The sequence below is a fragment of the Streptomyces sp. NPDC028289 genome (assembly GCF_055565975.1).
This window is the reverse complement of record NZ_JBVHTI010000008.1, coordinates 191,529-206,512: the sequence shown is the minus strand read 5'-3', so window position 1 is coordinate 206,512 and position 14,984 is coordinate 191,529. Positions and strand designations below refer to the sequence as shown.

General features: G+C 74.0%; 10 protein-coding genes. All 10 read right to left on the bottom strand.

Going from position 1 to position 14,984, the window contains the following annotated elements:
- Nucleotides 1-8: 8 nt before the first annotated feature.
- The gene (locus ACZ4UV_RS37495) at nt 9-1,160 is read right to left on the bottom strand and encodes a S66 peptidase family protein (RefSeq protein WP_467844187.1); all 1,152 of its coding nucleotides are present in this window, start codon (nt 1,158-1,160) and stop codon (nt 9-11) included.
- The gene (locus ACZ4UV_RS37490; RefSeq protein ID WP_467844185.1) at nt 1,157-2,413 is read right to left on the bottom strand and encodes a His/Gly/Thr/Pro-type tRNA ligase C-terminal domain-containing protein; all 1,257 of its coding nucleotides are present in this window, start codon (nt 2,411-2,413) and stop codon (nt 1,157-1,159) included. The genes ACZ4UV_RS37495 and ACZ4UV_RS37490 overlap by 4 nt, the downstream gene beginning before the upstream one ends.
- Nucleotides 2,410-5,265, bottom strand: a complete 2,856-nt coding sequence (locus ACZ4UV_RS37485; protein WP_467844183.1) for a molybdopterin-dependent oxidoreductase — start codon at nt 5,263-5,265, stop codon at nt 2,410-2,412. Before ACZ4UV_RS37485 ends, ACZ4UV_RS37490 begins: the two co-directional genes overlap by 4 nt.
- Nucleotides 5,262-6,191 (bottom strand): FAD binding domain-containing protein, encoded by a 930-nt coding sequence (locus ACZ4UV_RS37480; RefSeq protein WP_467844180.1) that lies wholly within the window; start codon nt 6,189-6,191, stop codon nt 5,262-5,264. Before ACZ4UV_RS37480 ends, ACZ4UV_RS37485 begins: the two co-directional genes overlap by 4 nt.
- 68 nt (nt 6,192-6,259) lie before the next feature.
- A complete protein-coding gene (locus tag ACZ4UV_RS37475) occupies nt 6,260-7,105 on the bottom strand; it encodes a class I SAM-dependent methyltransferase (protein WP_350790012.1) in 846 nt (281 codons plus the stop codon).
- 59 nt (nt 7,106-7,164) lie between these two features.
- Complete coding sequence (locus tag ACZ4UV_RS37470) at nt 7,165-8,181, bottom strand: amino acid--tRNA ligase-related protein (RefSeq protein WP_467844177.1); 1,017 nt, start codon at nt 8,179-8,181, stop codon at nt 7,165-7,167.
- A gap of 264 nt (nt 8,182-8,445) precedes the next feature.
- Nucleotides 8,446-9,864 carry a condensation domain-containing protein gene (locus ACZ4UV_RS37465; RefSeq protein WP_467844174.1) on the bottom strand — a complete coding sequence of 473 codons (1,419 nt, stop codon included), beginning with the start codon at nt 9,862-9,864 and terminating at the stop codon, nt 8,446-8,448.
- A gap of 9 nt (nt 9,865-9,873) precedes the next feature.
- On the bottom strand, nt 9,874-11,268 hold the full coding sequence (locus ACZ4UV_RS37460; RefSeq protein WP_467844171.1) for an MFS transporter: 1,395 nt from the start codon (nt 11,266-11,268) through the stop codon (nt 9,874-9,876).
- Complete coding sequence (locus ACZ4UV_RS37455; RefSeq protein ID WP_467844168.1) at nt 11,265-12,872, bottom strand: condensation domain-containing protein; 1,608 nt, start codon at nt 12,870-12,872, stop codon at nt 11,265-11,267. Before ACZ4UV_RS37455 ends, ACZ4UV_RS37460 begins: the two co-directional genes overlap by 4 nt.
- 92 nt (nt 12,873-12,964) lie before the next feature.
- The gene (locus ACZ4UV_RS37450; RefSeq protein ID WP_467844165.1) at nt 12,965-14,782 is read right to left on the bottom strand and encodes an asparagine synthetase B family protein; all 1,818 of its coding nucleotides are present in this window, start codon (nt 14,780-14,782) and stop codon (nt 12,965-12,967) included.
- Nucleotides 14,783-14,984 lie beyond the last annotated feature (202 nt).

Genomic DNA, 14,984 nt, shown 5'->3' with positions numbered 1-14,984 from the left:
GGGGGTGGTCACCCGGCGGGCCGCGGGCGCAGCAGACCCAACCGGGGTACGGCGGTGGGGTCCTGGCAGTCGAGGCGGGCCGTGCCGCCGACCGGGAGGGTGAGCATCGGGTCGGCGTGGCCCAGCGGGAGGCCCGCGGCCACGGGCAGGCCGTCCGGCAGGATCCGCAGCAGGGTCTCGTCGTGCCCGGCGAATCCGGAGGACGTCGGCCGCGGACCGCTGATCCGGCTCAGGATCACACCGGCCGCCCGGTCGAGGACACCGGCCAGGCGGAACTGCTCCAGGCGCGCCCAGAACTCGTCCGGGGCCATCCCGTCGGCCTCCAGGAACAGGATCGAGCCGGGAGCGGGTTCGGGCCAGAGGGAGGTGCCGAGCAGCAGGCCGAGCACCAGGAGGGACCCTCCCCACAGGGGCCCCTCGGCCGTACCCGTCCGCAGGGTGCGGGGCGGCTGGGCGCCGCTGTTGCCGTGGCGGCGGCGGTCGTCCTCACGGTCCCAGAAGAGGTTCTCGTCCGACCAGTCGCCCGCCGTCGGCACAGTCCGCTCGGTCCAGGGGTGCCGCGCGCCGAGCAACTGGTCGAACTCGGTCTCGGTGGCTTCCCAGGGGCCGTCCGCCTCGCCCCATTCGGAGACGACCATGGGGCCGTGGAAGGCGATCAGTCCGGACCGGTGGGGCACCAGGTTGACCAGGGAGGTCAGGTCGCTGTAGCCGACGAGCGGCTTGCCCGCGCGGCCGATGCGGTCGAAGTCCAGGTACGGGAGGACGGGGGTGAGCGTCCAGCCTCCGACGGCCGCGATCACGCCGTCGGTCTCCTCCAGGAGTGTGTGCAGCTCCTCGGCGAGCGCGGCCGGCGGCAGGGTGCCCGGGCCCTGTGCGGACCGGCAGGAGTCGCCGACGACGACGGCGTGTCCGCGTCGGCGCAGCGCGGCGAGGCCCCGGGCGAAGCGGCGCGGGAAGAGGACCGGGGCCGGGGAACTCGGGGCCCACACGCCCAGCGTGGCGTTCGCGGGCAGCGCGGCGGGCCAGCGCGCCGGCGTGGCGCCGCCGGGCGCGGCCGGGGTCGTGCTCGGTTCGGTGGCCGTGCTCGGTTCGGTGGCCGTGCTCGGTTCGGTGGCCGTGCTCGGTTCGGTGGCCGTGCTCGGTTCGGTGGTCGTGGTCATGCGGTCGCTCCGATCTCCTCGTCGCGGCGGTCGGGGCCGGCGGTCCACTCCTCGTGGCCGCGCAGGGCCAGGTGGTCGAGGAGGCCGTCGACGGTCAGGGTTCGTTCCGGTTCACCCGTGCCGCGCGCGCCGCGCAGGCGGACGGTCCCGTTCCCGGCGGCGTCGCGGCCCACGACCACCCGCCAGGGCACGCCCACCGCGTCGGCGAAGCGCATCCGGCTGCCCATGGACGCGCCGTGCCGGTCGTCGAGGACGACGCTGACGTCGGCGTCGAGGAGGGTCCGGTAGACCCGCTCGGCCGCTTCCGTCGTGCCGGGGTCGCGGCCCTGGACGGTCACCGTGACGTCGAAGGGCCGCACTGCGGCGGGCAGGGCGATGCCCTCGGCGACGCGGTGCTGTTCCAGCAGGGCCAGCACGCAGCGTTGGACGCCGATGCCGTAGGTGCCCATCACCGGGGTCCGCACCTGGTTGTCCTCGTCGCGGAAGCGGACGTCGAAGGCGGGGGTGTGGGTGTAGCCGTAGCCCATGGCGACTCCGCCCTGAGGGATGTCGTCCTCGGCGGTCCTGGGGCGCGCGGCGTCGCGGTGGTAGGGGATGGTGCGGCTGCGGGGACGGTCGCCGCGGGCGTAGGGGAAGATGAACTCGAAGCCGCCGGTGGCCTCGTCGCGGACCAGTTCGGCGCGCAGCCGCAGGCGGTCCAGGACCGCGCGGACGGTGCGCTGGGCGTGCGCCGCGCTGGCGAGGTACGCAGTGTGGTCGGTGTCCAGGCTGGCGAACAGACAGCACTGGAACTGGCGGGAGTTGTAAATACTCTGCGGCCGGTCGCGGAACCGGAAGATCTCCCGGAACTCGAACAGCCGCATGGGGAGCTGCCGGTGGGAGGCGAGGCCCGCCGAGCCGATCCAGCTCAGCAGGGGTTCCTCGCTGGTGGCGGCGAGGGTGTACTGCTCGAACGGGGCGCTGAAGCCGATCAGTTCGCCGCCGAACCGCTCCAGCCACCCGGCCGGCGCGAGGGTCTCGACGCGGTGGACGGCGGGTCCGCGGAACTCGGCGTACCCGGCGCGTTCCATCTCTCTGCGGACGACCTGCCGGATGTGGGTGACCAGGCGCTGGCCGATCGGGGCGAACCAGGGGAATCCGGCGTCGGTGAAGCGGGCCAGTCCGAGGTGGTGCGCGAGGTCGGCCTCGGTGTCGTCGGGATCGGGAAGAGGAGCGCCCAGCAGTTCGCTGTGCGGGATCCTGCTCAGTCTCATCGGTACTCCGGTACGGGCGTAGGGATCCGGTGGGCCGCCAGCAGGTCCAGGACGCGCCAGGGCGGCAGATGGCGCTCGGTGAGGCGGACGCCGAGGTGCGCGAGCGCGTCCTCCACGGCGCCCACCACGGCCGAGGGGGCCAGGACCGCGCCGCCCTCACCGAGGCCGCGGAAGGGCACGTCGCCGGTCCGCCGGGACTCCAGGTGGACGACGTCGATCGCCGGAGCGGTGCGGGTGGTGGGCAGCAGGTACTCGGTGAGGTCGCGGGAGAGCTGGGCGCCGTCGGGTCCGTACCCCGACCGTTCCTGGAGCACGGTGCCGATGCCCTGCACGGCGCCGCCGCGCAGTTGTCCGTCCGCGATCGCCGGGTTGATGATGCGTCCGCTGTCCGCGACGACGAGGTAGCGGTCGACGGCGACCGTGCCCAGTTCGGGGTCCACCTCGACCCAGCAGCAGTGGGTGGCCTCCGCCCAGCCGGTCTCCTCGCTGTCGAAGACCTCGCTCACGTCGAGCCGCGCCCGTTCCCCTTCCGCGGCGACGCACGCGGCGGCCAGGTCGGCGACCGTGCCCACGGTGCGGCCGTCGCGTCGGTCGACGACCTTCCCGGCGACGACGTCCAGGTCCAGGGGGGCGAGTCCGGTGCGGCGCCCGACGGCCGTCAGAAGGTTGGCCCGCAAGGTGCGGGAGGCGCGCAGCACCCCCCCGCCCGCGAGGGCCGCCGCCCGGCTCGCGCCGGTCCCGGCCAGGCTGTAGGGCACGAGGTCGGTGTCCCCGTGCACGACGTCGACCGCGTCCAGCGGCAGGCCCAGGATGGTCGCGGCGATCTGCCCGAGCGTGGTGACATGGCCCTGGCCGTGCGGGATCTGTCCGGTCCTGATCTGCGCGCGGCCGTCGGGGCCGAAGAGGACCCGGACGGGTTCGGGACCCATGTGGGCGCCCATCGCCTCGTGCAGACTCCACGGGCCGGGCGCGGGTTCCAGCAGGGTCGCGACGCCCAGTCCGAGCAGCCGCCCCTCCGCGCGGGCCGCCGCCTGCCGCGTGCGGAACTCCGCGACGGCGGCCTCGTGCCGGGCCCGCCGCAGGGTCGAGCCGAGTGCGGGGACGTCGGTGAGCCGGGCGCCGGTGATCATGCGCGGATCGGGGCCGTCCACCGGCGCGAGGTGCCGCAGCCGGTAGTCGGCGGGTTCTTCGCCCACCGCGCGGGCGATCAGGTCCATGGTGCGTTCGGCGGCGAACGTCGCCATCTCCCAGGGGCCGCGGTAGGCGACGTACGGGGTGCGGTTGGTCAGGGTGAGGCGGCCGGTGAACTCGTAGGCGGGCACGCGGTAGGCGTTCGGGATCAGGCAGCCGACGATGGCGACGAAGACGGCGCTGGCGACCGGGGGCACGGGGTAGGCGCCCTGGTCGACGACGAGATCGGCGCGCAGGGCGAGCAGTTCGCCGTCGGCCCCCAGGGCCGCCTCGACGTCGATCTCCTCGCCCCGGGCCTGTCCGGCGGCGATCAGGTGTTCGCGGCGGTCCTCGATCCAGCGGACGGGGCGGCCCAGGTGACGGCTCGCCCAGCACACGGCGATGTCCTCGCGGAACACCCCGCCCTTGATGCCGAAGGAACCGCCCATGTTCGCGGGGACGCGGACCCTGACCAGGTCGAGGTCCAGGCCGAGGACGTCGGACAGGTACTGCCGGTGGGAGGTCGGCGACTGGGACGCCACGTCGTAGGTGAGCCGACCGCTGCCGGGATCGTAGGAGGCGAGGCCGCCCCGGGGTTCGAGGGGCGCGTTCTGCACCCGCTCCTGGCTCAGCCGGTGGCGCACCACGCGGGCGGCCCGCGCGAAGGCGCCGGTCACGTCGCCGTGGACGCGGTGCTCGGTGTAGAGGACGTTGCCGTCCAGGTCGGGGAAGAGGGGCTGGTGCGCGCCGTCGGCGCCGGCTCGCGCGTCCAGGACGGGCGGCAGGTCGTCGTAGCCGACGACGACGAGCGAGGCGGCGTGCTCCGCCTCCGCCTGGCCGGTGGCGACGACCAGGGCGACGGGGTCGCCCTCGAAGCGGACGCGGTCCTCGGCGAGCGGGGTGAAGTCGGGGGCGGTGTAGCCCTTCAGGGGGCAGGCGATGGTGATCGGGTTGAGGCTGCCGCGCAGGTCGGCGGCGGTGAGGACGGCGACCGTCCCGGGCGCGGTACGGGCCGCCCCGATGTCGAGACCGGTGATACGGGCGTGCGGGCGCGTGCTGCGGACGAAGCGCGCGTGCAGGATGCCCGGACGGTCGAGGTCGGCGATGAAGCGGGCGCGGCCGTCGAGGACGGTGCGGTCCTCGGCGCGCAGGGCGCTGGTGCCGATGGCGGGGTCGGTGGTCGCAGCGGGAACGGACGGCGTGGGCGCGCCGCCCGGCGGAGCGGGTGTCCAGGTGCGGGCCGCGGTGAGGGTGGCGCGGACGATGCTCTCGTAGCCGGTGCACCGGCACAGGTTGCCCGCGAGCCGGTGCCGGACCTGTTCCTCGGTGGGGTCGGGGTGCTCGGTGAGCAGGGCGTGGATCTCCATGAGGAATCCGGCGGCGCAGAATCCGCACTGGAAGGCGTGTTCGGCCCAGAGCACCTCGCGCAGGTGCCGCATCAGCGGGTCCCCCGGGTCCTCGGCGGTGCGGACGGGCAGCCCCTCGGCCTGCGCGGCGAGGACCGTACAGGCGCGGGCCGTACGGCCGTCGAGGAGCACCGTGCAGGAGCCGCAGACGCCGTCCTCGCAGCCGAGCCGGACGGATTTGCGTCCGAGGCAGTCGCGCAGGTGGTCGGCGAGGGTCCCGCACCGGTGCGGCGCGCCCGGGGGTGGTTCGGGGGCGGTGCCGGGTGTGCAGGTCATGGTGTCTCCCGCGTCGGTACGGGCGGTGCGTCGTGGCCGGAGCCGCTCGGTACGGGTGGTGCGCCCGCGCCGGGACGGCGTGCCTTGGTGATCGCCTGGGTCAGCACGCGGTCCGCGAGGACCCGTGCGGCGTGCCGGCAGTACGCGGCGGGAGGTCCGGTGGGAGGTCCCTGCCGCTGCGGCTGTCCCGGACCGGTGGGCACGGTCTCCGCGGCGGCGGCGCCGGCGTCCCGGAGCCGGTGGGTGACGTCCACCGCGGTGGGCGGGGAGACCCGGGTGCCGACGGTGACTTCGGCCCGCAGCACGGTGCCGTCCGGTGCGGTGTCGACGACCGCGGCGACCGAGGCGACCGGCCGGCCGCCGACCGGATGGGCGACCTGGCCGAACGCGTGGCCGCTGGCCGGCCCGCGCAGGGGCAGCTCGACGGCGGTGAGGATCTCGTCGTGCCGCAGTCCCGGGCCGGCGAAGAGGGACCGCAGAGCGGTCGTGCGCGCGCCGCCGGGACCGCTGACGAGGAGGCGCGCGTCGAGGGCGTACGCGGCGACGACGAGCTGGGCGGGGTGGGCCGCGTGGGCGAGGGTGCCCCCGAAGGTGCCGCGGTGCCGGACGGACGCGTGGCCCGTGCGGGCCGCGGCCTCGGCGACCAGGGGGGCGGCGGCACCGATGCGGGCGTGGGTGGCGAGGGTGTGCTGGCGGGTCATGGCTCCGATCCGCAGGAAGCCGTCGTGCTCGCCGACCCCGGTCAGCTCCCCCAGGTCGCGGAGGTCCACCAGCAGGCGGGGCGTACGGTCCCGGGACGCCAGCAGCGGGACGAGGCTCTGGCCGCCCGCCAGCGGCAGGGCCTGGCCCTGCGGGGCGTCGGCCAGGCGGGACACCGCCTCACCGAGGCGCCGGGGCGCCACATGGGCGATCGGGGGGAGCTTCACGGACGACGACGCCCTCTCTCGGGACGGGGCCCGCACCGGAGCCCGGGGGATCCGGTGCGGGGCGGGGGTCAGGGCCGCGGGAGGACCGGGCTGGAGTCGAACAGCTCCGGCTCGCCGAGCTCGTCCGCCTCGCAGCGCACCAGGAGCTCGGTGTAGCCCATCTGGGCGAGGTTGTCGCGGAAGAGCCGCATGTAGACGGCGTACTGCTCGGCCAGGACCTCCCGGGCCTCGGCGCTCAGCTCGTCGAGGTGCGGACGGGCGAGGATGTCCTGGATGAAGGACTCCACGACCTCGTCGGAGATCCAGTCGAAGGTGTACTGCTCGCGGGAGAACGGGATGCGGCCGTCACCGAGGAAGAAGTCCAGCCAGTAGGACTCCTCCAGGGGCTCCACCGTGACCTGGATGGCGGCGGTGACGTCGGCGAGCAGCTGCTCGGAGGGCTGCTTGACGTAGTACATCGGGATGGCGGCGATGAACCCGCCCGGCTTGACCACCCGGGAGTACTCGGCGAGCGCCTTGGCGCGGTCCGGGATGAGGGAGGTGACGTTGCCGCAGAAGACCAGGTCGAAGGTGTCGTCGGGGTAGCCGGTCGCGGTGGCGTCGTTGACCTCGAAGGTGATCAGGTGGTCCACGCCGAGGCTCTCGGCGCGGCGCCTGGCCTCGGCGATGCTGCGCTCGTTGATGTCGATGGCGGTGACCCGGCAGCCCACCAGACGGGCCAGCTCGATGGCGGTGATGCCGGTGCTGGTGCCGATCTCCAGGACGTGGCTGTCCTTGTCGAGGTGGGCTCCGACGGCCAGGTGGGAGATGGTCTTCACACCGCCGGGCGGGCGGTTGGTCTCGCGCACGACGGAGATCAGCTCGTTGTAGTTCATCGCGCGGATCTGCTGGGCGGTCAGGTCGCCGAGGTTCATGAGGTGCTCCTTGTGAGAGGGGTGGGAGATGTCCGGGCCGAGAGGTGGAGCCGGAGGGGTCAGGGGGTGGCGGGGAGGCCGTTGGCGCGCTCCAGGAGCTGCAGGTCGCGTACGTCGGAATGGCGCAGGACCCACATGAAGAAGCGCTCCACGCCCATGCCGAAGCCGCTGGTGTGCAGGGGCTTCTCCTGCTTCATCCGCAGGTACCAGTCGTAGTCGTCGGGCGAGACGCCGTGTGCGGCGAGCGCGCCGAGGGCGTGGGCGGCGTCGGTGTGCCGTTCGCCGCAGCCGACGACCTCACCGGGTCCGATGAGCAGGTCGGCGTTGAGGGCCTTGGCGCCGGTGGCGTCGGTGGCCTGGTAGAAGGGGACGGAGAGGTGGTCGAAGTGGGTGAGCCACACGGCGGGACCGTGCAGTTCCATGAGCCGGCGCTCCCCCGCCCTGGTGATGGTGCGCCACTGGTCGTGGAACTCGAAGTACTCCGGGTCGCCGTCGAGGGCGGTCACGGCCTCGTCGAAGGTGATCCGGGCGGCCGGCTTGGCGAGGAAGTCGGTGAGGTGCTCGACGCCGCCGGCGATCCGGGCGACGGGGCCCTCCAGCTCTCGCAGGACCGCCTCCGTGAGGTGGCGCAGGTAGGCGTCGGCCACCGCGATCACGTCGTCGAGGCCGCCGGGGATCTCGGCCTCGCTGTGGAAGAACTGGCTGAGGTGGGTGGCGTCGGTCTCCTCGCCGCGGAAGCTCGGCATGAGGTAGTAGCAGCCCTGGTCGGCGATGCGGCAGCCGTACTCCAGGAGGAACTGCATGGAGTCGGCGAGGTAGGTGGGGACGCCGAAGAGGTCCACCTGGACCGGCAGCGAGTCGCTGCCCAGGCCCATCGGCGAGGAGATGGAGGAGGTGGTGACGGGGAGGTGGAGCGCCTTGACCTGCCGGGCCCGCCAGAACGCGGCGGTCTCGTAGTTCACCAGGTCCTGGAGGTCGACCAGGGAGGTGTACAGCGGGTCGTCCAGGATCCGCAGGAAGCGCGGCAGAGCCTCGGCGAGCGGCCCCTGCGGCGGGCGTGAATCGACTTTCGACATACCGTGGACCTCCAGTTTTTCGCGCACGCCCGTCAGGGACGGGATCGGGGAAGGGGGGTCGCCGGCGACCGGGCGGCTGGTCCTCGCTCCGGCGGCCGTTCGACTGATCGCAGCCTGGCACCCGGCGATTCCCGTTCCGTTGCCGTTCGTTCCGTGGCCACCGCCCGGTGCGCGGGACGCAGGGAAAGCGATGGGTACGGCGTGGGGCGCGGCCCTCCCGCACCGGGCCACCGGGAGCGCACCGCGTGGGCTCCTGATCCCGGCTCAGCCCAGGGCGGCGAGCCAGGTCTCCACGAGGGAACGGTCCAGGAGGCGCTTGCGGAACACGCCGCTGCAGCGGAGTTCGTCGCCGGTGTCCGAGATCCACAGGCTGAGGTCGAACATGGCGTCGGACAGCGTCGGGACGCTCAACTGCCCGCGCACGCCTTCCAGTTCCAGGCGCATGACGGGGTTGCCCGAGATGAAGACCGACCGGCGTTGGTAGGCGAACTCCCCGTTCCCGGCGTCGCCGTTGCCGACCGCGTCCCGGATCACGTCGAAGGGGACGCCCTGGTGGCGCAGGGTCCACAGCACGCTCTCGCGGACCGCCTCGGCCATGGCGGTCAGGTCGGCGGACCGCGGTTCCCGCACCGTGACGGGCAGGACGCTGACGAAGTTGCCGAGCACGTCCCGGGCGGCGGGCACGAAGCGTCCGGGCAGCGGGGAGAAGAAGGAGAGGCCGGGACCCAGCACACTGGGGCGCATCGCGTGCAGCAGCTTGGCGGTGGCCAGCATGAAGCTGGACACCGACAGTTCGGCGGCCTGCCGGACGTGTCGTGCGTAGGCGGCGCCGGTGAGGACGGTGGCGGCCTGCTCGCCCTCCCGGGTGCACTCGGTCCAGGACAGGGGCCGGGCCAGCACCATGTCGGGGATGCCGTCGGGCAGGCGTCGGCGCCACGCGTCGCAGAGTTCGTCGCGGGCCGCGCCGGCCAGGGCACGGCGTTCGGCGGCGGCGACCCGGGCCAGCGAGGCACGGGGCCGGGCGCGGTCGGTTCCGGTCGTGTCACCGTCGCGGTACGCGGCGGACAGGTCGTCGAGGAAGCGGGCGTAGGAGATCCCGTCGCAGACCGTGTGATCGGCCGTGACGACCAGGACGCAGCCCTCCCCGCCCGGGTGCCGCACCAGGGTGACCCGCAGCAGGCGCCCGTCGCGCAGGTCGAAGGGCCTGGTCATCTCGGCGTCCGCGAGACGGCGGGCGGTCGCCCGGGTGGACTCCCAGTCGGCGGCGACCGGCTCGACGAGGTCCACCCGCGGACGCCAGGCCGTCTCGCGGTACTGGGGTCCGTGGTCGGGGTCGACCCGGTAGCGGTGCGCGAGCGCGGGATTGAGGACCACGGCACGCGCCAGCGCCCGTTCGAGGCGGGGCACGTCGATGTCGACGCCGGGGAACGCGAAGAGGAAGCAGGTCAGGTTCTCCGACGGCAGGGAACCGTCGTCACGGAGCTGGTGGCGCAGGCCGATGCTCATCCGGTGCGGGACGCCGCGCCAGAGGTCGGGCGAGGCGTCGGCGGGGGCGCCGGTCGGGACTTCGGTCAGCGCTTCGGCCGGGACTTCGGCAGAGGATTCGGTCGCGACTTCGGTCAGCGCTTCGGCCGGGACTTCGGCAGAGGATTCGGTCGCGACTTCGGCGGGTCGGGCGGTCAACGGAACTCCTCAGGAATCGCGGGGCTGCGCGGGCGGTGCGCCGTCACGGGCCGCGAGCGCCGTCCGGCCCGGCGCCTGCCCGGGAAGCGGTGGCCCGGGGTTCGCGATCGGGGCGGCGCCGTCGTGGTCGGGCGCCGGGCCCGGAGCACGCGTCCGCGGTCCCGCACCGGTGGAACGGCGGTCCGCGGCGAAGCCCGCGAGGTGCAGGAACGCCGCCGTCACCTGGGCCAGGGCCAGCACGACGAAGAGCGTTCGGGTTCCCTCCGCCCGGATCGTCGTGCTGCTGACAAGCAGTCCGCAGGTGCCCCCGGCCAGGGCGACGGCGGTGGCCACGGTGAGCGCCTCGGGCCGGACGGCGCCCGGCAGGCGCAGCGCGCGCACCGCGGCGACCGGCGCGCTGGAGACGCCGTTGAAGAGTCCGGCGAGGACCAGGCAGCCGAACACGGCGGTGATCCCGAGCGGCAGCGGCAGGACCAGGAAGCAGAGAGCGAGGAGCACCCGGCCGCCGACCGCGAGCACCGGTGCGGACAGGCGCCGCAGCAGGGGGCCGACGAGCAGGGTTCCGGTGAGGGCGGCGGCGCCGAAGGCACCGGACAGCGCTCCGGCGACCGTGGGCCCGCGTTCGCCGAACTCCAGGGCGACGACCGGCAGGGCCGCGAACAGGCCCTGCCAGGCGAACTCGGAACAGACGAGGGCGAGCGACCAGGTGGCGGTGAGGGGATCGGCGAGCAGCGCGCGTACGCCCGCCGTGCCCAGCCGCGAGGGAGGGGGCGGCGACGGGACGGCCGGGGGGAGGAAGCGGCGGAGCACCAGCAGCGACAGGGCGAAGCTGGCGGCGTCGGCGAGGATCACGGGGACCGAGCCGAACAGGGCGACGAGGACGCCGGCGAGGGGCGGTCCGAGCATCATGCTGAGCCGCATGGCGCCCTGGAGCGCGGCGGTGGCCCGGCTCAGGAGTGTCCCGTCCTCGCCGACGACGTCCGAGAGCGTGGCCTGCTGAGCTGCGGAGTAGGGCGCCATCACGGCACCGAAGACGAACATCGCCGCGGCGGTCAGGGGCACCGCGAGGGTTCCCGCCGAGGCCAGGAGCGGGACGAGCGCGATCAGTACCCCGCGGCAGGCATCGCCCAGGAGCATCACGCGGCGGGGTCCCGCGCGACCGGTCCAGGAGGCGCCCAGGGTGCCGATCAGGGTGGTCCCGGCCATCTGAGCGGCCATCACCACGCCCATGGCACCGGCCGATCCGGTCCGGGTGAGCATCAGCCACGGCACGGCGACGACGCTCAGCGAGCTGCCGAGCATCGACACGCACTCCGCGGCGAGCACGGCCCGCAGCGCCGGGTGGCGCCACAGGCCGGTGCCGCGGGCGGCGCCGGTGTCGGGGGCGGCGCGGGTGTCGCTCACGGGCGCGGTCCGACGACGTGTTCGGTGAACTCCGCCAGGCGCGGCAGGCTGAACAGGACGCTCAGGTCCACCTCGCGGCCGAACCGGCGGGAGACCTCGATGATCAGGCTCTCGGCGAGGAGCGAGTGGCCGCCCAGTTCGAAGAAGCTGTCCTGGGGCCGGACGTCGTCGATGCCGAGGACGTCCTGCCACAGTCCGATCATGGTGGCGAGGGCGTCGTCGTCAGTGTGTGCGGGGTCCGCCGGGCCGGTGCCGGACACGGCACCGGAGGCCGGGTTCGAGAGGATCTCGGCCACAGGGGTGTCGGGGTCGTCGGCGACGGTCCAGAGGATGTCCTGGTAGTCGGTGGCCAGGGACTTGAGCAGGGGCTCTCCCAGCGCTCCGACGGGGTCCTTCCACAGCACATGGGTGCCGGCGCTGTCCTCGCGGACCATGACGGCCAGGGTGAAACCGGCGGTGCTCTCGATGTCCTGAAGGCTGAGCACCGCGTGGGAGCCGGGCGCGTCCAGCCGCAGGTCCATGACGTCCAGGCCGTCGCGCAGGCCCGCGTGCCAGTACTGGAAGATGCTGCGGTGGGTCAGTTCGCGGGCCTGCGGGCCCACCAGTCCGGCGCTGCGCATGATCGTCGGCAGCGGCAGGTCGCCGTGGGCGAGGGCGCTCTTGACCCGTCCGCGGAGCCGGCGCATCACGTCGGTGTAGGTGTCGGTCGCGCTCACGCGGGCGCGTACCGGAAGCAGGTTGACGAAATAGCCGACCTGCTGCCGGGTCTCCTCCAGGGTACGGCCGTGGAAGGGCAGGAAGGACAGGACGTCCGAGGTACCGGTGTGACGGCGCAGCAGGGCGTAGTAGCCCGCCATCAGGGTGGTGACGTAGGAGACGCCGGAGGTCTCGGCGCGGTGGCGCAGTCCGGAGACCAGGTCGTCGGGCAGGACGTCGCTGAGCATGGTGGGGCGGGGCGGGTCGGCGGGGGTGGCCGGGAGGGTGAGAGGGGTGATCCCGGTGCCCAACTCGGCGGCCCAGTAGGCCCGGTGGCGTTCGCCGTCGGTGTCCTCCGCGAGCCGGACCGAGCGCAGGGCGTGCGCCTGGAGGGCGCGGGGGTCGTCGGGCACGTCGACCGGCTCCCCAGCGTACGCCCGGCGCAGGGCCTCCAGCAGGAGCAGCACGGACGCGCCGTCGGCCACGATGTGGTGGAGCGTCAGCAGCAGGACCTTCCAGTCGGGGCCGGTGAGGAGCTGGACCCGGGCCAGCGGGCCGGCGCCCAGGTCGAACGGGGTCTGCCAGGCCAGGCGTACGGCCTCGTCGCGGGCGAGGTGCGAGGTGATCTCGGTGACGGGGATCGGCGGGGCGTCGCCCCAGTCCAGCCGGTGGCTGCCGGGGCTGCCCGTCACACGGCCCCTGAGCTGCGGGAACGCCGTGCCCAGGCGGTCGACCGCGTGGCGTAGTCGGCCGGGATCGAGGTCGCCGTCGACGGCGAGCGGGACGGGGATGATGTTGGTCCACTGCCGCGGATCGATCTGCCAGGCCACCTTCATGGCCTCCTGCCCCACGGAAAGGGGCACGCTGTGCGGGGTGGTGTGTGGGGTGGTGTTCGGGGTGGTGTTCATCGAAGGTCGTCTCCCGGGTTCCACGCGTGGTGGTGTCGTGATGAGTGGCGCCGGACGCGTGGGGCGTCCTCGCCGGCGGAGGGGCGGCCGGGTCAGATCCGCAGCCGTACCTGGTGGCGGCGCAGCCAGGCGTCGAGTTGGAGGAGCATCTCCACGTCCGCGCGCCCGAACCACCCGCCCCGGTCGAGGAGTCGGGGGTCGTCGGCCACCCGGGCGGCGGCGTCGAGGTCCGTGACGGCGTGCACGGGTGCCGACGGGTCGTCGAGCAGGTCGCGCAGGCGGCGGGTGACGAAGGCCTTGTACCGGTCGTCGTAGAGGGCGGGGAAGGTGGACTTCCGGCGTTCCAGGACGGAGGGCGGCACGAGGTCGCGGGCCAGGTCGCGCAGAATGCTCTTGGTGCGTCCGCCGGTGAACTTCATCGCGACCGGGACGTTGTACATGAACGTGTAGAGCGCGTGGTCGGCGAACGGGAACCGCATCTGGACCCCGGCGGCGGCACCGAGGCGTTCGGTGTGCAGCATCGTCTGTTCCAGCAGCCGGGTGACGGTCAGATGGTCGATCTGCCGTACGGTGCGGCGGCCCGGTGAGTCGTCCGGGAGGACGGGGACGCGATCGAGCGCGGTGCGGAACACGCGTTCCAGGTATCCGTCGACGTCGAGGACGCGCAGCAGGTCGGGGTGGAACAGACCGGTGCCGATGCCGTGGGCGACGCCGAACCGGCGGGCCTGTTCCAGCCACGGGAAGGTGGTCAGTTCGGGCACGCCGTCGAGGTCGCCGTAGAGGCCGCCGAACATGGTGTCGGCGGCCTCGCCGGAGAGCCCGACGGCGGAGTGCACGGCGAGGGAGCGGCTGAGCAGGTACGGGGTGACGTTCTTGTCGCCCCAGGGGGTCGGGTAGTCCTTCGCGGCGAGCACCTCTTCGCGGGTCGCGGGGTCGAGGACATGGTCGATGTCGACGACGACGTCCTCGTGGTCGCAGTCCCAGAAGCGGACGACGTCCTCGATGAAGGGGCGGTCGGGGATGCGGGAGGTGGTGCGGGCGAAGGACACGGTGCCCGTGACCGGCCGGCGCCCGGTCCCGGTGGCGACCAGTCCGGCGAGCACGCTGGAGTCCAGCCCGCCGGAGAGAAGCACGGCCGTGTCGTCGTCCTCGATGTCCGCGGCGACCGAGGCCCGCAGCAGCCGGTCGGCCTCCTTGGCGGTGGCGTCCGCGTCGAGGACGTGTTCGTGGGCCTCCAGGGACCAGTAGGCGCGGGCGCGGATCGCGCCGTCCGGGGTGAAGCGGAGCACGGTGGCGGGCGGGACCTCGTTGACACCGCTCAGGGCGCCGCGGCCGTCCTCGCGCATCAGGGTGAGCAGGGCGCACAGGGCGTCGGCGTCGGCCTCGGGGCTGACCATGGGGTGCGCGGTCACGACGGCGACATCGGAGGCGAAGACCACGCCGCCGGGCGTGCGGATCCAGCTCAGGGGACGGACGCCGAACCGGTCCCGGCCCAGCACGAGGTCACCGGACCGGGTGTCCCAGACGGCGAACGAGCAGAGTCCTTCGAGCCGTTCGGCCAGTCCCGTGCCCCAGCGCAGGTAGGCCCGCGCGATCACCTCCGAGGCGGAGGGCGGGTGCGGACCGGGGTGGCGGCCGGCGCCGAGCGCGTCCCACAGGGCCGCGGCGTTGCGCAGATGGCCGTCGCACACGGCGACCGCGACGGTCCGGCCGTCCTCGCGGACGGTGGCCGGGGCGGCGGGCCCGCGCCGGACGGGGTCGCCGCGCTGGACGAGCGCGGCACGCGGCTCGCTCCAGGTGCCGCCGTCGTGTGGGGCCCGGACCCGCAGGCCGGTGAGCATCCCGGTCACCTCAGCGTCCGCGCGTGTCAGATCACGCTGTCCGTCGGTCCATCCCGCGATGCCGCCCACTCGGTCCCACCTCGCCCACGGCCGTCTGCTGCGCGCCACGCGGTGCCCCCGGACCCGCTGGCCCGGACCGGCTGGTCCGCGTCGCCTTGACGCCGTCACGCTAGGTGGGGGCGGTACCGGGCGACCCTCCGTCGGGATTCCACCGGGGGGCTCCGCCGAGCGGGCCCCGGAACGCGGAGGGCACGGTGCGGGAACGCTGCCG